Origin of the sequence: Nodosilinea sp. FACHB-141 (genome assembly GCF_014696135.1) — a bacterium.
GTDB lineage: Bacteria > Cyanobacteriota > Cyanobacteriia > Phormidesmidales > Phormidesmidaceae > Nodosilinea.
Genome location: NZ_JACJPP010000020.1, coordinates 39,457 through 56,761 on the forward strand (window position 1 = coordinate 39,457; position 17,305 = coordinate 56,761).

Here is a 17,305-nt window from a genome sequence, read left to right on the forward strand (position 1 = left end):
AGGGTTAAACTTCCGTACCAAACCCTTTCTTTCCTCCTAATATGGAAAGCCACATTGACGATTGCAAAAAGTAGGTTTCCTGTTGCCGCGAGAAGATTAAATAGGTCGGCAATCCGAACCGTTTTGAATTAATAAAAGCCCTATTCTCAATAGGCACTTTGGTTAAACTGTAAGAGTAGATAAGAAAGATACCGTTCATCCTGTCCACTGTCTGATGTCGCTAGCTTGACAGGACGGAAGTAGAGAAATCTTCTCGAAGGAACGTGCCAACCATTCTCTGCCTTGGGAGGCGAACCTAGTTATGAGCACTGCTCTTGTTGCCGGACTCGAAATTATTGCCGCTGTCACCTTGATGACCGTGGTGGTCTGCCCTGTACTGGTGTGGATACTGCCCGATCGCAGCCAACCCGTGGGCTAAAAACTAAGGGGTCAGGTGCCCAAGGTCGCTAGCAAAACTTGCTGGCATAACCCAATAGGCATCTGACCCCTTGACGCTCAATTCTGCAAAAAAAAGGGGTGAATCGTATGATCCACCCCACTTTTTTTCGCACTAGTCTCTAGGTACCGGCTTTTGCAGATATACCGCTAGGGCATCGGCCATTACCTGTGCCATAGGTCGCCCCTCTTTGTCGGCGGTGGATTGCAGGGTCATGAACAAATCGTGGGAAATGCTCAGCCGGTGCCGCCCCTCTTTGGTGTGCCGCGGAGTATATTGGTCGGCGTTATAGGTGGCAGAAAACTGCCGCAGGGCCTGAAAGCCGACGCGATCGCAGAAATCTCCAAAGCTTTCGCCCTTTTTGCGCCCGTCGCGGAAGAACACAAACAGCGGCTCTAGGGTGGTGTCGACATCGTTGTCGTGGAGGCGCTCCAGGTAGGGGCGAGCCAGTCGCGTCTGGTTAGGAGAACCTCCCAGCCACACCTGGTACGACTCGGGAGCGCTGCCCACCAAGCCTAGCTCGGCCATGTACGGGCGGGCGCAGCCGTTGGGGCAGCCGGTCATGCGCACGACAAAGTGTTCGTCTTCCAGGCCCAGTTTGGTGAGCAGGGCACGCAGACGACCCAGCACCGTGGGCATAATGCGCTCTGACTCAGTTACCGCTAGGCCGCACAGGGGCAGGGCAGGGCAGGCCATGGCGTAGCGCACCAGAGGGTCGATCTCGGTTTCTTTCGCTATCCCATGGCGGGTGAGAATGGCCTGAATTTCGGCTTTGTCTTCAGGCTTGACCTCGTAGAACAGTACGCTCTGGTTGGGGGTGATCAGCATCGGCAGGTGGAATCGCTGCACGATCTCCCTCAGCGCTGATTTGAGCTGAATGCCCTCGCGGCGGTCAATAATGCGGCCGTTTTCGACAGAAATGCCGACAAACCAATTGCCGTCGCCCTGCTCATGCCAGCCTAGGTAGTCATAGAAGGTCCACTTAGGCAGCTTTTTAAAGGGCTTCAGGGGCTTGCCCAGGTAGGTTTCAACCTGCTGGCGGAAGCGATCGACGCCCCAGTCGTGGATTAGGTATTTCATACGGGCGTGGCGGCGATCGTGGCGATCGCCATAGTCGCGCTGGGTGGCGACGATCGCCTTCATCAGGTCGTAGACATCGGCTTTGTCAACGTAGCCAATTTCGTCGGCCGTGCGGGCGAAGGTTTCTTCTTTGTTGTGGGTGCGGCCTAAACCGCCGCCAGCCAGCACGTTGAAGCCTTTGAGCTGCCCAGAGCGATCAGTGATCACCACCAGGGTGACGTCGTGGGTGTAGGCATCAACGGAATTGTCGCCAGGCACTGTGACCGCGCATTTGAATTTGCGGGGCATGTAGTAGGTGCCGTAGATCGGCTCTTCGCTGTTGTGCACGACGGTACCGTTGCCGTTGCGCTGGCGGGCCGCCACTACGTCGGGGTGCTCTTCGACGGAAACCGCCTTCTCACCGTCCAGCCAAATTTCGTAGTAGGCTCCGGTTTGGGGCCGCAGCAGGTCGGCGATGTTGTTGGCATATTCCTGGGCCAGCCGGTACTCGGGCCGGTTTTTGTAGGGGGCTGGGGGAGCCATGATATTGCGGTTGAGGTCGCCGCAGGCCCCTAGGGTAGAGCCCATATTGCGCACGATCGCGCCAATGGTGGCCTTGAGGTTTTGCTTCAGCACGCCGTGGAGCTGTATGCCCTGGCGGGTGGTAGCCCGCAGGGTGCCGTTGCCGTACTCATCGGACAGGCGATCGAGGGTCAGATATAGCTCCGGAGAAAGGTACCCGCCGGGGTTGCGGGTGCGCAGCATCATCTGGTAGTCCTTCTCTTGGCCCTTGGCGCGGTTGTCGCGGTTGTCTTGCTGATACGAGCCGTGGAACTTGAGAATTTGAGTGGCTTGTTCGGAGAAGTGCGTGGTGTCTTGCAGCAGCTCGCTGGCTACGGGCTCGCGCAAAAAGCGGCTGTTCTCTTTAATGCCCTCCATTTTGGAGGGGGTAGGCCCAGGGGCGGCGGAGTTGGGTTTGATAGGAGTCTGAACCATAGCGGCAGGCAATAACCGTTAAAACAGAAAAATCCAGGCAATGGCACCGCAGAGCGGCCTATTCCCGGAAAGCTCGGACAGTGACAAAAGCGAAAATTCACCGGTAATCCGGTCGGGATTTCGGTGAATGCTTCATTATCCTACCATCGGATCCAAAGATTCGGGCGATTTACCCACGGAAGTTCACAGTTTCCTTTAGAACTCCTGTCCGCTTTTGAAGCGTTTGAGCTGAAAGGTTTAGGGAGGGGTGGACAAACGCGATCGCCACCGCCGTCCAAGGGAGCCAATCCGTTTAGGATCAAACTAAATCCCCCAGGAGCAACACCATGCCCGATGTCATTATGTACCAGGAAGAGATGTTCGTCGTGCTCATGCCCGGCGCCGCCGAAGAATTTCTTTCCCCAGAGGAACTGCTAGAGCGGTTGACGGAGTTGCTGAGCGATCGCCAGCACGATTTACCCCGCGACCTTCAGCGCTTCACTACCGTTGCCGAGCAGGCTCTACACCTGCGTGATACAGCCTGTGAGCTAGAGCTCAGCCCCGGTGAAGCCATGCAGTGGTATGTCGTGCGTCTAGAGAAATAGAGTTTGTCAACCAGAAAACTCAGCTCAACGGTGGCAGGTATAGGGGCAAACGGCATTTGCCCAGATGGATTTAAGCGCAAGCAAACAGGATTTGGCAAGACAATCTGCTGCGGAACAAAGGGGAACGTGGTGTTAGCCAAGCTCCCCTCTGCGCCACTACTGGCCTGATACTGCCCTAACAGACAGCATCAGGAATCGGCTATCACTAGCTAAACAGCGATTTTGCCACCGTCGTTGCGGGTAATCACCACCGTCGCTGAGCGAGGGCGAGCGGTGCCGCCATCGGGCCAGTGGCTCGTAAACTGCGCCGGGTCAGTGACCGACTCGCTGCTCTCACCCGGATGCTGGATGTTGACGAAGATCACCTTGCCATCGGGTGACTCGGTAATGCCGGTGACTTCACAGTCGCGCGGCCCTACCAAAAATCGACTCAGCACCGTGGGGCTAGCCGCTTGACCCACGTAGGTCTTGACCTGCTGGTCGGCATTGGCGTTGCTAGGCACCGCTTTGTTGGTCACCATCTTAGACTCACCGTCGCCCACAGCCCCCGGCAGGGCGGCCAGCATCATGCAGTTGGTGGCATCGGTGTAGTAGCCGTCATCGGTTTGCACCCACAGCAGACCGGGTGTCGCCTGGCTAAACCAAATGCCGTCCGGGCTAGAGAAATCGTTCTCGGCGGTCAGGCCCGACAAATTGATATTCTCTCCTGCGTCGGCTTGGGCACCAAAGAGGTAGACATCCCAGTTAAAGGCCATGGCGGCGGGGGTGTCGTCCGACTCGCGCCAGCGAATGATGTGGCCGTTAACGTTGCCCTGGCTGATAGTGGTTTCTTTTTCTTCGGCATAGTACCGGGGGTTGGCGGCATCTAGGGGAGTTTTGACACCCCGACCGTTGCTGCTCGACACGTTGTTGGTCAGGGTAATGTATACCTCGCCAGTGGCCGGGTTGACCCCGCCCCACTCGGGCCGATCCATTTTCGTTGCTCCGGCGGCATCGGCGGCGATGCGGGCGTTGATTACCACATCGGCCTGGTCGGCAAAGTCGTAGCTGGCGTAGTTGGCGATGTTGGGGTTATCCAGGGTGAGGGGCAGCCATTCGCCAGTGCCGTCATCGTTGAACTTCGCCGCGTACAGTGTGCCCTCGTCAAGATACTTGTCGCCCGCAACGGCACCTCGATTGGCGTCCCGTGGCTCCCAGGCGGCGGCGGTGACAAACTTGTAAATGTACTCGTTGCGGGCATCGTCGCCCATGTAAAACACCAGCGGTTGGCCAGCTACCGGCGTAGCTGACCAGCAGCCCTCGTGGGCAAACCGACCCAGGGCGGTGCGCTTTTTGGTGGTGGCGTTGGGGTTAAAGGGGTCAATTTCGACTACCCAACCGAAAGTGTTGGCGACGTTGCGAAAATCTTGCTCGGCTCGGCTAGCGGTTTTGCTAACATCCCAACGCTTGTAGAGGTCGGTGTTGCCAGTGGCGTCGGCACGCGACCAGTTGTAGCGACCCGAGGTGGCCCCACCAATGCCGTAGCGCTTGAAGGCGGCCACTTCCTTAGCGGTGCGGACAGCATCGTCTTCGCGGCGGTTGAAGTAGCCGGCCCAGTTTTCTTCGCCGCTGAGGAAGGTACCCCAGGGGGTGTAGCCGTGGCCGCAGTTGTTGAGGGTACCACGGGTTTGCTGACCGCTGGGCGAAAAGGCCGTGGCCATCATGGGGCTGCGGCGAGCGGGGCCAGCGAGCTCAAACGTAGTGGTGGCAGTAATGCGGCGGTTGAAACGGGAGTCGCGGTTGAGATCGTAGGTAGACCCCTGCTTGGCGATTTCGACGATGGTGACCCCATGAGCAGCAACTTCTTTGTCAATTTCAATAGCGGGGCGGGCCTCAGTGCTCTCAGGGCCGTAGTTGGTAGGGCCGCTGGGGTGCACAAAACCCAGATCTTCGCAGACTTCATTGTTGATACAGAGCAGGGCGCGATCGCTGCTGTTTGGATCCCAGCCATTGCCGGCGCGGTTCATGCCGAAGTACTGCATGGCATCGTGGTGATCACCCGCCCGCACCTCAAAGTCGTTGTCGGTGCCGTCGTTTTTGTAGGGAGTGACGTTGCTCTTAATCGGGTCGCCCGTGGCCAAGAGTACGCGAGCGGTGTAGCCTTCAGGCACAACCAAAGTGTCGGTGGTGCTTTTGGCTACGGGGCTAAAGTTGAAGCGCAAATTAGTAGCGGCTTTGGCAGCTTTTTGAGTCTGCTTAGTGGAGTCGGCTGCAAAGGCCAAACCCGTCCCCAGCATGGCGGCCGCGGCTAAGGATGAGCTGCCCTTGAGAAATCCCCGGCGGCCTAGGCGGGCGCGGTCTAAAACCTGGTTGAAGGAGTCGTTGTTTGAGGGGTTGTGGTTTTCATCCTCAAAGTTGACCACTTTCTTAAGAATGGTGCGGATATCTTGCTTCTTTGCCATGGTCAGGGCTCCCAATCGGCTTTTTTGAGTAACGAGAAAATGTTATGTGGCCCTGGTAACGACGAGTTTAACGAGTGTTTAGCAATTATTTAAGAAATAGTGAAAGAAGAGTAATCAATTGGCTAGATGACACCTTAAAAAAGGTTTAAGAAAAGACTAAGAAAGTCCAAGTTTTTTGATTGTTGTTGCCATCCACAGAAAGCACATCGCCAGGGAAAACGGCAGCTTGCCCCTACAAGAGACGTTGTAGTTTTATTCATACCTGTATCTAGCAATGCCTTTAACTAACCAGTGAGCCATGGCATATATGAAGCTTAATAAGCCACAAGCCCCCGCCCAGTGCCGCACCTCCGCTATTGAGCATAAAATTAGAGCATCTGACCTGTGATAGTTTGCGGAGCCCCAAGCCGATGACCGACTCAGCCCTGCTGCCAGTGCCCGATTTCTATAACCCCAGCCGGGTCGGTGAGGTGTGGTCGGTGCCCTATCAGCAGCGCGCCGCTGAGGCCAAAGCCTGGGCCAAAGCCCATCACATTGCCCCCGCTGCCGAGGATGATCGTCGCCTCTGCCTGCTGCTGATCGATGTACAAAACACCTTCTGCATTCCGGGCTTTGAGCTGTTTGTGGGCGGGCGATCGGGCCAGGGAGCTGTGGACGATAACCGCCGCCTGGGCGAGTTTATTTACCGCAATCTAGGGCAGATCACCACGATCACCGCTACCCTCGATACCCATCAGGCGATGCAGGTGTTTCATCCCCTATTTTGGGTCGACGCTGAGGGTGAAAATCCGCCGCCGATGACTATGATTCACTACGACGATGTGGTGCAGGGCAAGTGGCGGGTCAACCCGGCGATCGCCGCCAATCTCACCGCCTCCCGCGACCTGCAAGAGTATGCTCTACACTACACCAAAACCCTGGATGACCGGGGTAAGTATCCCCTCACCGTTTGGCCCTACCACTCGATGCTGGGGGGCATTGGTCATGCACTGGTGCCGGCGATCGAAGAGGCCTGTTTTTTCCACACCATTGCCCGCCAGAGTCAGACCCGCTTTGAGCTGAAGGGCAGCAATCCCCTCACGGAGAATTATTCGGTGCTCAGTCCTGAGGTGATGGAGGATAGTCAGGGACAGGCGATCGCTCAAAAAAATGCCCCCCTTATTCAAACCCTGCTGGAGTTTGATGGGGTAATTGTCGCTGGCCAGGCCAAAAGTCACTGCGTCGCCTGGACGGTGGCTGACCTATTGAGCGACATTGAGGCCACTGACCCTGCCCTGGCCCAAAAAGTTTACCTGCTTGACGACTGTGCCTCTGCGGTGGTTGTCCCCGGCGTGGTCGATTTTACTGATCAAGCCGAAGACACCTATCAGCGCTTTGCCGAGGCTGGTATGCATCGGGTGCAGTCAACCACGGCGATCGCAGACTGGCCCTAGCCTGCGATCGAGCAATGCCGTTGAGTTATGGCATGAGTGAATTTGGATAGTGGCGATTGCTAATTTGGCCTGCTGCTCAGCGACTGCACAGCCGCTACAGTTCAGCTAAATAGGTTAACAACGGCAAAATAAATGCAGCAAAAATGCCACCGATTACCACCCACTCAACAACCTTCAACGGAGCGTTTGTTCTTTTCATAGATACAAGTCTTTAAAAATTATTAATTTATATTTAACGCCCAAATCGCTCGTGGAATTTTTCTCGAAGATATCCTATCCATAGGTACGGCGATTCTTCAGGACGGTACTTGGTTTGAACCATTGAAAGCAGCAAGGGCACTCCGCCGACCTTGAGGCCCATAGCAATATGGCCCAACAAAGTTATTAGCAGCACTAGCCACGCCGTCAGATGTAGCCTGTACCAAACGTGGTGCAGTTCGCCAGCGGGCAACCAGGCCTCTTGCATCATTCTGCCGGTCACTACGGATAAGGTAGCGGCTAGGAGCATGGCGGTGTTTAAGAGTCGCTGAAGATTGACCCACCAGCCGGGTTTACCCACTTGATGGGTAAGTCGAGACCAAAAGTCAGGAAACAACAATCGCCGATATCCCCAATGAAAGCTATAGATGGCCAGAGCGGGAAATATCAGCAAAAAGAAGAGACCAAACGTACCATGAATGCCTTGAATATCTGGCAGTAAGGGCAAAGGAATAGAGCCAAATCGACCATCATAGGTGTTGTAAACCAGAAAGCCGGTAATCAAGGCACTAATTGCTAGCAAGCCAGCGATGCCGTGTAAAAGCCTTAAAACCAAAGGCTGATAAGGAATTAATTTAGACATTTCACTCGCCAACCGAGGTAATTTTATTCATTAGAGAAATATGATAGGTCAGAAAATACTTCCATGGCAAACAACAGAAGATGAACAAAAAGTGAAATAGAGTCACCTCAAAAATGATTAAATTATGAAATAAGAGTTTATTTCTTATAGTTCTGATCAGTATTTTTAATTAGGCTCAAATCCCCTGTTCGTGATATGGTTTAAGTCATGAAGGGGAGTAGCTTTGGGTTTTAACCCAATCGTCTGAATCAACATACTGGCGATGAGCCTGGTTCAGATGGTGAATTAGCACTGTGAAGTAAAACTGTGCGTTCGCAAGCGAGACCTTCACTGAGTCCACAACTGACGTGGGCTTGGTGGAGTTCTTGTGAGCATCCATCATGCCCGCTCAGGCTTAATAATCCTGGAGACGAGCATGCATCCACTGACCGGATTTACCGCTGGCTTACTGTTCATCACCCTATCTGAGTTAGGGGATAAAACCTTTTTTATCGGCATGATTTTAGCCACCCGGCATCCTCGTCGCTGGGTGTTCGTGGGGGTTACAGCCGCGCTATTTGTCATGACGGTTTTGTCGGTAGCAATCGGTCAGGCCGTCACTATTTTTCCTGAGCACTACGTTCAGGGGTTAACTGTAACCCTGTTTCTAGGATTTGGCCTCAAGCTGCTGTACGACGCTAGTCGTATGGTCGGAGGCGGTAGCCTGGCCGATGAGCAGGCCGAGGCCCTAGAGGCCGTCGAAGAAAGTGAGGCTGAGGTCAAAAAATGGTCGATCAAAGCCGTGCTGATTCAATCCTTTAGCCTGACCTTTGTGGCGGAGTGGGGCGATCGCACTCAGTTTGCCACCATTGCCCTGGCTGCAGCTAACCATCCGGTGGGCGTGGTGCTGGGGTCAACCCTGGGACATGCGGTGTGTGCTGCGATCGCCGTTGCCTGCGGCAAACTCGTTGCTGGCCGCATTTCAGAGCGCTGGCTGACAACCGTTGGCGGGCTGTTATTTGTCATCTTTGGCCTAGTTGCCGCCGCGGAAATGGTTTAGGGCAAGCTAGCGGTGAGGCCAACTTGCCCAGCAGGCTAGCGAACGCCTGTGCCGTAGGCAATCACCTCAATGGCAATAACGCCTTGGCCGTTGTTGCTGCTCAGCTCAGCGGTTTGAATGCGGATGTTGACAACCTGGTCTGCGCCCCAGCTCAGGGCTGACTCTTCCATCCGCAATATGGCTTCGCGGCGGCCCCGTTCAAGCAGGCTTTCGTAAACCGTGATGCGTCCGCCAAAGAAACTAAATACCCCCGCGATGAACGTCTTAAAAAAGTCGGATGATATGACTACGCTGCCGGTGAATAGTTGTGCCTGATGGGCTTTAGGCAGAGACACTTTAGCCCCAGCAGTGCTGAGCATCAGCCCTTGAATAGCCTGTTCTCGCTGCTGTAACTGACGAAAGTGCTGCTTTTCAGTTCGGGTACCAAAAAAGTAGCCGATCCCTAGCAATACCGCAAAAACAATTAGCTCCTCCATAGCTATTCAACCCGCACGGCGGTGCCGTAGGCAAACAGTTCTGCTGCGCCCTAGGTTAGCGATGCAGTGGCAAAGCGGACGTTGACAATGGCGTTTGCGCCCCGCTTTTGGGCCTCTTGCACCATGTGGCTGGTGGCCTCTTCGCGGGCTTCTTGCAGCAGTTCGGTGTAGCCCTTGAGCTCGCCGCCTACGATATTTTTGAGTCCAGCAGCAATGTCTCGGCCGATGTGTTTGGCTCGCACGGAGCTACCCTGTACCAAGCCCATATGCTGCGTAATGGTTTTGCCAGGAACGGTTTCGATGTTGGTGAGAATAATGTTAGGTGCAGAAGATCGAGGTTGAACGGTCATCTCGCGGGCTGTGGCTCTATAAAACAACGACAACCCTAGCCTTTGCGATCAGCGGCGTCGATGTTTCCTAACGGTTTGCCCACTATTGCTTGCAAACCGTTACACATAGCCTTGATGAAAAGCCATGGTGCAAGCTATTAGCGAATCCAAAATTACAACACTGAAACCCGTGCTTAGCGCTTCTGAAAATTCAGATTGCTATTAGGAAAACAAAAAAATATGTACTTGAAGAGAAAAATCTGCCATTCCCATGATGAGGAGATCGCTATACTATCGGAGGCGACTTTAAATTGAGAACAGGTTTATAAGAATCAAAAGCTGCGCTTTCAGCACGATTTAATAGCCATTCGGGTACTTCGACCCAGTGAATATAAATATCGTTGCCATAATTGGCTACAAGTTGAGCAAGCTTATGATGGCCTCCATTCCAACGCTGGTAAAGGTTTTTAGACTGGCCAACATACAAAACAGTACCATCCTGATGAAGAACCAGGTAGATGCCACTTGTTTTAGGCAGCAGTGATAGCTGGCTAAGAGAGATTATGACTACAACTCCTCAATATAAATATCTGCTATTTGAGCTTCTAGCTGAATCCGCTTCCAATCAATCTCTATCTCATCTTTCGTCAATCCAGCTATAGCACCAACCGTGAGTAGGGATCCTTTAAGCATTTTTTCGGACTCTTCTAACTCAGTCAGACTTATGTCGAGCGTTTGTTTCAGAGCACGGACTTGCTCTAAAATTGTTACCCAATGAGCTTTGTATCGTAGGTCGCGTCCTTCTGTTAGTTCAGGATGCCCTTTTCTGAGTTCTTGAGTTGTTCCTGTCTTAGTCAGCTTGTAAACTTCTTGCTTAACCTCAAGCATTTTCATACTGCCCCCTTACAACTTGGTGTAGTGGACAACAGTTTTAACTAACTTTAAAATTTCAGACTTCTCGATATTAAATAGATCAGATCCCAACTCAATTGCCTTATTAGATGACTTTGTACTATAAATAAGCTTAACTTTTTCTTGAATTTCCTTTGAGGCATTTTCTTGCTTCAGTACAGCCTTCACTAATTCCCGCTGTACCCGGTAAGTATCATTCCAAGTTTGTAGAGAGCGCTGACTATTTTCTAAATGTCCAATCTGCTTGATCTTTTCAGACCACGAATCTAATAACTGCGACAGAGCCGATGCTGTACTGACTCCAGCCTTCTCAAACAGAGACTTAAGTACTTGCCCTTTCTTTTGGCTGTCCTGAATAACTTTGACGTGCTCATCACGATATTTTTGCAGAATATTTTCTGCCGCTGCTACCGCAACCTGCTTTTCTTGCCTGCCAGTGATCTGACCTTGCTGCTCTGAACGAATTTGATCTAACACCTGATCATAGTTCGTCATTCGATGGCGGTAGTGATTGAATAGCTGCCGACCATCCGCTAAATCGTATGGTATTTGGGATCCATTCCCATCCTGAACATCGTAGAGCTGTTCAGGATTCGTTAATTTCACGCGCTTGCGGAGACCAGCTTTATACTCATCGTTCTCAGTACCCAAGGCTCATTCCTCAACTCGAAACAGTCATAGGCTTCTCTTTGTACTCTACCCATGAATCTTTTAGGATCAATATTCTTCGGTGGATCTTGATACAATCACCAAAAATTGAACATCGATATCTTGTGAGCTAGTCAAATCAGCAAAATGAAGCACCACACATAGCATTCAGCAGGTAGCTGGTTACTAAAGCATTGTTAGGTGGCCTGTTCGGGAATGAGTTAGTTGGCAATACCCAACGGCCTACAAGAGTTATATAAAAAGGGGATGCCCAGTGGACATCCCCTTTTTATGAACTACGCAAACTTCAACGTGATTTACACAATTGATGCCATGCTCACATCGTTGGTGGCAAGCAGCTGTTGCAGCTCTTCAGAATCCACAGTTTCCTTATCCACCAGCATTGTGGCCAGTTGGTCGAGCACGTGGCGGTTGTTGGTCAGCACCTGCTTGGCACGGGTGTAGGCCTGGTCAACCAAACCCCGCACTTCGGAGTCGATGGTGGCGGCGGTCTCCTCAGAGAAATCGCGCTCGGCGGCGATGTCGCGACCCAGGAACATGTTTCCCTGTTGGCGACCGAGGGCGACGGGGCCGAGCTTGTCGCTCATGCCGAAGCGGGTCACCATCTGACGGGCAACGCGGGCGACCTGCTGGAGGTCGTTGGAGGCACCGGTGGTGACTTCCTCTTCACCGAAGATGATCTCTTCAGCGATGCGGCCACCGAGGGCTACGGCCATCTGGTTTTGCAGGTAAGAGCGGGAGTAAAGTCCTGACTCTAGGCGATCTTCGCTGGGGGTAAACCAGGTTAGACCACCGGCGCGGCCGCGAGGGATGATGCTGATTTTCTGCACGGGGTCGTAGTCGGGCATGAGGGCACCAACTAGGGCGTGACCGGCTTCGTGGTAGGCGACTAGCTCTTTGCGCTTTTCGCTCATGACGCGGTCTTTCTTCTCAGGGCCAGCGAGGACGCGATCGATCGCATCGTTAACCTCATCCATGGAGATTTCGGTCAAGTTGCGGCGGGCGGCGAGAATAGCGGCCTCGTTCAGCAGGTTCGACAGGTCGGCCCCGGTAAAGCCAGGGGTACGACGAGCGATCTTTTGCAGATCGACATCTTTAGAGAAGGTCTTGCCGCGGGCGTGGACGTTGAGAATTTCGAGGCGACCGGCGTAGTCGGGGCGATCGACCACCACCTGGCGGTCAAAACGACCGGGGCGCAGCAGGGCCGCATCGAGCACGTCGGGGCGGTTGGTAGCGGCAATAATGATAATGCCGGTGTTGCCCTCGAAACCATCCATCTCGGTGAGCAGCTGGTTGAGGGTTTGCTCACGCTCGTCGTTGCCGCCGCCGAGACCTGCGCCCCGCTGACGACCAACGGCGTCAATCTCATCGATAAACACGATACAGGGAGCGTTGGCCTTGGCCTGCTCGAACAGGTCGCGGACGCGGGAGGCACCCACACCGACAAACATTTCGACGAACTCAGAACCGGAGATGGAGAAGAAGGGCACGCCCGCTTCACCGGCTACGGCTTTGGCCAGCAGGGTTTTACCGGTACCGGGAGGGCCAACTAGCAGCACGCCCTTGGGAATCTTGGCACCGACGGCGGTGAAGCGATCGGCATTCTTGAGGAAGTCAACGACTTCGGTCAGCTCTAGCTTGGCCTGCTCAATGCCAGCTACATCGCCAAAGGTGACTTGAGTCTGAGGCTCCATCTGCACGCGGGCTTTGGACTTACCAAAGTTCATAGCCTGGTTGCCAGGGCCACTCTGGGCGCGGCGCAGCACAAAGAACAGCACCCCCAGCAGCAAAATGGGAATCAGCAGGGTGCTAAAGGCGCGAACCCAGACGCTGTCGTCGCTCTGGGGCATGACAACGATGTCAACGTTGTTGGTTTCCAGGGTGCTAATTAGCTCCTGGTCGTTGGGCAGGTTAACGATGATCTGACCGTTACCCTCGGGGTCTGTGAAGCGAGCGCGGGTGCGATCGGCGCTGATGTTGACGCGCTCGATCTGGTTATTTTGCACCGCGTCTAAAAACTGGCTATAGCGCCAGGTCTGGGTTTCAGGGCCAGAGCCATCAAAAATTGCGGTCGCCAGGGCAATGACTACAACGACCAGCAGGGCATATAGACCTGCATTTCTCCACCGTTTGTTCACCGGGCTATTGCCTCCACTTACTTCTTGGGATGAACTGTTGCTTAGAAACCGTTTCTAATGAAACCAATTTGGGGCTAATGCTTAAATAAGCCGCAAGATTAGAGAGATATTAACTTATGTTAACGTCATCTGTGAGAATGGGCTAATCGATAATTGGGATAGGGGTTAATTTTCGCTAAATGCAGCCCGCAAAGCCGCTAGGGCCGGGTGCTGTGGGTTAACCTCCAGTTTACTGCGATCGCCCAAAACTGTGTGAATAGGTACTACCTGCACCCCTGAGTTGCTATGGGCCAACACCTCAAAGCGTTGAATCACCCCCGGCGGCCAGGGGGATTGATTGACCTGTTCCCCTTGCTGCCGTAAATGTTCCATCAAATGGGAACGAACTATCCCCGGTAATAGGCCGGCTGCCAAGCTGGGGGTATGCCACTGACCGTTGGCCCAGCCCCAAAGGTTGCCGGTGCTGGTTTCTAGCCATTGGCCTAGGGCATTCACTAGGATGGCCTCGCGTGCACCGTGCCGCTGGGCAGCCTGTAGGGCCAGCCAGGCCCCAAGGTAGTTGCCGGTTTTGTAGGCGGGCTGCGATCGCCCAAACATCTCCCCCCGCGCCACCCAGGCGGCAATGCCCTGGGTCTGCATCGTCTCTAGGTCTGAGGGCAGACTGCGCCCGGTCACCAGCTCGCGACCGTCGGGGAGGCAGGTGATCCGCAAAACGGGATGGTCTTCTAACAATGCCTCAGCCCCCTGCCGCACCCTACCCCAATCGGGGCTGGGCCAGCCAAAATTGGTCAGGCCATGAACTAGACGCTGCTGGTGAGCCACCCAGTGGGTGAGGGGATGGTCAAGGCTCTGGTCATAAATTCGCAGGGTGGTGAACACCGTGGCCCCGTAGATGAGAGCGGGGTCGTTGACGGCGAGGGCAATATCGCTCCCCTGGCAGAGCTGCCCGTCGAACCAGTAGGCCATTCGCCGCTACAGCCCCTGCTGAATATATTGCAGAATGCCGCGAGCGATCGCCTGAGCCATGGATTCGCGCCAGGCGGGGTCAGCTAGGCGGGGGGCATCTTGAGCGCCGGTAACAAAGCCAATTTCAAGTAGGGTGGCGGGCATGGTGCTTTGGCGCAGCACGGCAAAACGGGCCTGTTTGACGCCGCGATCGCGCATGCCTGTTGCCGCTAGCATGCTGGCCTGGAGAGTAGCCGCCAGCCTGCGCCCGGTTTCGGAGGAATAGTACGACTCAATACCGTTGACATCGGGGCGGCTGAGGCTAATGGCGTTGGCGTGAATGCTGACAAATAGATTCGCCTGGGCGCGGTTGGCGATGTCGGCTCGGGTCTGCAAATCGACAGCAACGTCCTCACGTCGAGTCATCACCACGACAACGCCCTGGCTTTCGAGCAGCTCAGCCACCCGCAGGGAAATGGGAAAAATCACCTGCTTTTCTTGCAGACCGCCAATGCCCACTGCTCCGGGGTCACGCCCGCCGTGGCCGGGGTCAATGGCTACAACCACTCGGCCACTCGGCACTGAGGGCAGTGGCTCTGCAGAGCGCGTAGGCGGCGGTGTGGGATTGGGCGGTGGGGAACTGGGCGGCGTTTGGGCCTGGGGTGGAGGCGTTTGGGCTTGTGGTGTCTGGGCTTGGGGCGTTTGGGCCTGAGGTAGCCTGGCTGGAACCGCTGCTAGGGGAGCCGGTTCGTCGGCAATACTGCTGATGGGCACGCCGCTGGGGGGCAGCACAATCACGCCGCTGTTGTTGCGCAAGGCGCGCCAGTCGGGGCTGGTGGGGGCGAGCCGTAGGGTGATTCGGGTAGATGGGGGACTGGTGGGCTGCTGGGCAATGTCCCAGGCAATGATGCTGTAGCGGTAATTGGGCAAGTCATCGGGGCGCAGGTTGCCCGCTACGGCAGTGTTAGGTAAATCAATGATGGCAAAGCGGTTGTCGGCATCGTCGCTGGTAATTTGCACCGTGGGGGTGGGCGCCGTGCCGCTGAGCCGAACCAGGAAGCCGTCGCCGGTGGTGACCACGCCACTGAGAATGGAGCCAGCGCCAGTGCCGGTGTTGCCCTGCACTCGATTGGCCGTGGCAGTGGGAGGTGGTAAAGCCCCCGAGGCTGGCGCCGCGCCCTGGTTGAGGGTGGGCAGCTGCACCGCCCACTGGTTGGGGCGAACCCCTTGAACCCGCACATCCTGAGGGTTCAGGCTGTAGCCGGACGCAAGCTCGATGACTAGGCGGGTGGTTTGGCGATCGAACTGGCCCGCTCGCACTTCTCGCACGGCACCGCCTACGGACTGGTTGGCATTGGTGCTGCCCATCTGGGTGTTGGGCAGGTCAACCACGATGCGGGTGGGGTTAACCAGCAGTTGAGCCCGAGGCTGCACTTGGCCGTCGGTGGTGAACACTAGCTGATTGGTTTCAGCATCAAACCACCAATATTGCAGGGTTGCAGCCCTAACGGGGGCAGCCACAACTAGGGCACCCAGAGTTGCTAACGCTCCTGAGGTGAGCCCTAAGGTGAGCCATCTTGACTCCATAAGCACGACCAAAACACGACCAAGACCTAAGCCACCCGACAGTATAACGATGAGAACCGAAGTGGCATCCGTAGGCCATAGGTTCTAGCGAAAAATTTGAAAGGGGATGTTAGTATGAGCGTACCAAATTGACTCTGCCATGCTCGACCTGATGAAGCTGGCCCGGCAGATGCAGGGCATTAGCCAGCACCTTAGCCAGGAGGCTGCTGCCGCCCAAGAGCGCATAACGGCAGCCCGCCAGCTGTTGGCGATCGCCGCCACCCATCAGCCCGATTTGGTTGCCAAGGCCGAAATTTGGGGCGATCGCGCTCCCTTCACCGCCGCACAGCCCACTGAAGCCCTCACCGTTCGCAGCGTCATCGCTGCCGCCCCCGAGGCCCACACCGTCATCGCTACCGACGGGTCGCAAATTTCCCCCAGCCACCACGAGATTGCCTACTGCTATTTAATTAATGTGGGCCGCGTCGTGCTCCATTACGGCCAGAGCCGATTTCCAATGCTCGATAGCCTGCCAGAGGTGGTGTATCGCGCCGAAGATCTCTACCTGTCGCGTCAGTGGGGCATCAGCACCGAAGAATGGATGGGCCATCGCCGCACCGTGGCCGAGGCCGTGGTGCTGGCCGAAGTGGGGGAAGCCGTTCACAATAGCCTAGTTGAAGCCAACTCCAGAGCAGACAGGGTGCCTGTGCTGGCTTTAGTCGATGGGTCGCTGATCTACTGGTTTTTGGAGGCGCTGCCGGGAGAGGCGCGCGATCGCATTCTCCTTCCCATCCTTGACTCGTGGGAGCGGCTGCGGCGGCAAAACATACCGTTGGTGGGCTATCTCAGCGCCAGCCGCAGCGGCGAAGCGATGAACTTTTTGCGGTTTGCGGCTTGCCCGTTTTTGCAGCCCGATTGCCAAACTCATTGCAGTAGCGACGAGGGCAACCAGGCCGACCGAGCCCCCTGCGGTCGGTTTTTGCCGCTGCGGGATGCGACATTCTGGGCGACAGAACTAGCCCCTGGGGAACGCAGCCCCTTCTGGCGCAGCACCGCCAGCATTTTGGATCTGTACGGCGACCATCGGGTGTACTTTTGCTATCTCAATGTCGGCCCTGAAGTGGCGCGGGTGGAAGTGCCCCAGTGGGTGATGGCAGACGAAGCGCTGTGTGAAATGGCGCTCAGAATGGTGCTCACCCAGGTGCAAAAAGGGTATGGGTATCCGGTGACGCTAGCGGAAGCGCACAATCAGGCGGTGGTTAAGGGGGGCGATCGCAGCCGTTTTTTTGCCTTACTTGAGCAAGAAATGATTCGTGCCGGGCTCAAGAATGTTGGCACCTCCTACAAAGAAGCCCGCAAGCGCGGCAGCATTGCCTGAGCCTGACTATTCTAAAAACCTTCAAAAACCCATAACAAACCGATCGGTAAACCAAGCGGTCAA

The 17,305-nt window shown here is 55.2% G+C and carries 15 protein-coding genes and 1 riboswitch; of the genes, 4 read left to right on the forward strand and 11 right to left on the reverse strand.

The features are described 5' to 3' along the window. Positions 1–190 precede the first annotated feature (190 nt). Positions 191–268: riboswitch (Glutamine riboswitch) on the forward strand. A 282-nt stretch (positions 269–550) separates the two neighbouring features. Then, positions 551–2,491, reverse strand: a complete 1,941-nt coding sequence (gene sir / locus H6F59_RS20195) for a sulfite reductase, ferredoxin dependent (RefSeq protein ID WP_190704636.1) — start codon at positions 2,489–2,491, stop codon at positions 551–553. A 326-nt stretch (positions 2,492–2,817) separates the two neighbouring features. On the opposite strand from sir, the gene H6F59_RS20200 reads away from it, so the two are divergent. Next, complete coding sequence (locus tag H6F59_RS20200) at positions 2,818–3,075, forward strand: chlororespiratory reduction protein 7 (RefSeq protein ID WP_190704639.1); 258 nt, start codon at positions 2,818–2,820, stop codon at positions 3,073–3,075. Between the two features lie 209 nt (positions 3,076–3,284). On the opposite strand, the gene H6F59_RS20205 is transcribed toward H6F59_RS20200, so the two are convergent. Continuing rightward, complete coding sequence (locus H6F59_RS20205; RefSeq protein WP_190704643.1) at positions 3,285–5,516, reverse strand: PhoX family phosphatase; 2,232 nt, start codon at positions 5,514–5,516, stop codon at positions 3,285–3,287. A gap of 410 nt (positions 5,517–5,926) precedes the next feature. Between H6F59_RS20205 and H6F59_RS20210 the strand changes: the two genes are divergently transcribed. Next, positions 5,927–6,949 carry an isochorismatase gene (locus tag H6F59_RS20210; protein ID WP_190704647.1) on the forward strand — a complete coding sequence of 341 codons (1,023 nt, stop codon included), beginning with the start codon at positions 5,927–5,929 and terminating at the stop codon, positions 6,947–6,949. Between the two features lie 232 nt (positions 6,950–7,181). Here H6F59_RS20210 and H6F59_RS20215 read toward each other — a convergent pair whose 3' ends face one another. Beyond that, positions 7,182–7,802 (reverse strand): cytochrome b/b6 domain-containing protein, encoded by a 621-nt coding sequence (locus H6F59_RS20215; RefSeq protein WP_242021593.1) that lies wholly within the window; start codon positions 7,800–7,802, stop codon positions 7,182–7,184. A gap of 403 nt (positions 7,803–8,205) precedes the next feature. On the opposite strand from H6F59_RS20215, the gene H6F59_RS20220 reads away from it, so the two are divergent. Beyond that, positions 8,206–8,829 carry a TMEM165/GDT1 family protein gene (locus tag H6F59_RS20220; RefSeq protein ID WP_190704651.1) on the forward strand — a complete coding sequence of 208 codons (624 nt, stop codon included), beginning with the start codon at positions 8,206–8,208 and terminating at the stop codon, positions 8,827–8,829. Between the two features lie 35 nt (positions 8,830–8,864). Here the strand turns inward: H6F59_RS20220 and H6F59_RS20225 are convergent, their stop codons facing one another. The 8 genes from H6F59_RS20225 to H6F59_RS20260 form a co-directional block, all read right to left on the reverse strand. Then, positions 8,865–9,305, reverse strand: coding sequence for a YbjQ family protein (locus H6F59_RS20225; RefSeq protein WP_190704655.1), 441 nt, complete (start codon positions 9,303–9,305; stop codon positions 8,865–8,867). A gap of 50 nt (positions 9,306–9,355) precedes the next feature. Then, on the reverse strand, positions 9,356–9,655 hold the full coding sequence (locus H6F59_RS20230) for a YbjQ family protein (protein WP_190704659.1): 300 nt from the start codon (positions 9,653–9,655) through the stop codon (positions 9,356–9,358). Between the two features lie 265 nt (positions 9,656–9,920). Continuing rightward, the gene (locus H6F59_RS27730) at positions 9,921–10,199 is read right to left on the reverse strand and encodes a GIY-YIG nuclease family protein (protein ID WP_190520908.1); all 279 of its coding nucleotides are present in this window, start codon (positions 10,197–10,199) and stop codon (positions 9,921–9,923) included. 2 nt (positions 10,200–10,201) lie between these two features. Further along, positions 10,202–10,528 (reverse strand): hypothetical protein, encoded by a 327-nt coding sequence (locus H6F59_RS20240; protein WP_190704663.1) that lies wholly within the window; start codon positions 10,526–10,528, stop codon positions 10,202–10,204. A gap of 9 nt (positions 10,529–10,537) precedes the next feature. Beyond that, the gene (locus H6F59_RS20245; RefSeq protein WP_190704666.1) at positions 10,538–11,197 is read right to left on the reverse strand and encodes a hypothetical protein; all 660 of its coding nucleotides are present in this window, start codon (positions 11,195–11,197) and stop codon (positions 10,538–10,540) included. A 314-nt stretch (positions 11,198–11,511) separates the two neighbouring features. Beyond that, positions 11,512–13,353, reverse strand: a complete 1,842-nt coding sequence (gene ftsH3, locus H6F59_RS20250; RefSeq protein ID WP_073610447.1) for an ATP-dependent zinc metalloprotease FtsH3 — start codon at positions 13,351–13,353, stop codon at positions 11,512–11,514. 165 nt (positions 13,354–13,518) lie between these two features. Next, the gene (locus tag H6F59_RS20255) at positions 13,519–14,319 is read right to left on the reverse strand and encodes an aminotransferase class IV (RefSeq protein ID WP_190704680.1); all 801 of its coding nucleotides are present in this window, start codon (positions 14,317–14,319) and stop codon (positions 13,519–13,521) included. 6 nt (positions 14,320–14,325) lie between these two features. After that, positions 14,326–15,885: an N-acetylmuramoyl-L-alanine amidase gene (locus H6F59_RS20260; protein WP_190704683.1), complete on the reverse strand. Its 1,560-nt coding sequence runs from the start codon at positions 15,883–15,885 to the stop codon at positions 14,326–14,328. A gap of 139 nt (positions 15,886–16,024) precedes the next feature. Here H6F59_RS20260 and H6F59_RS20265 point away from each other — a divergent pair, with 139 nt between their 5' ends. Then, positions 16,025–17,242 carry a DNA double-strand break repair nuclease NurA gene (locus tag H6F59_RS20265; protein ID WP_190704687.1) on the forward strand — a complete coding sequence of 406 codons (1,218 nt, stop codon included), beginning with the start codon at positions 16,025–16,027 and terminating at the stop codon, positions 17,240–17,242. Positions 17,243–17,305: the final 63 nt, after the last annotated feature.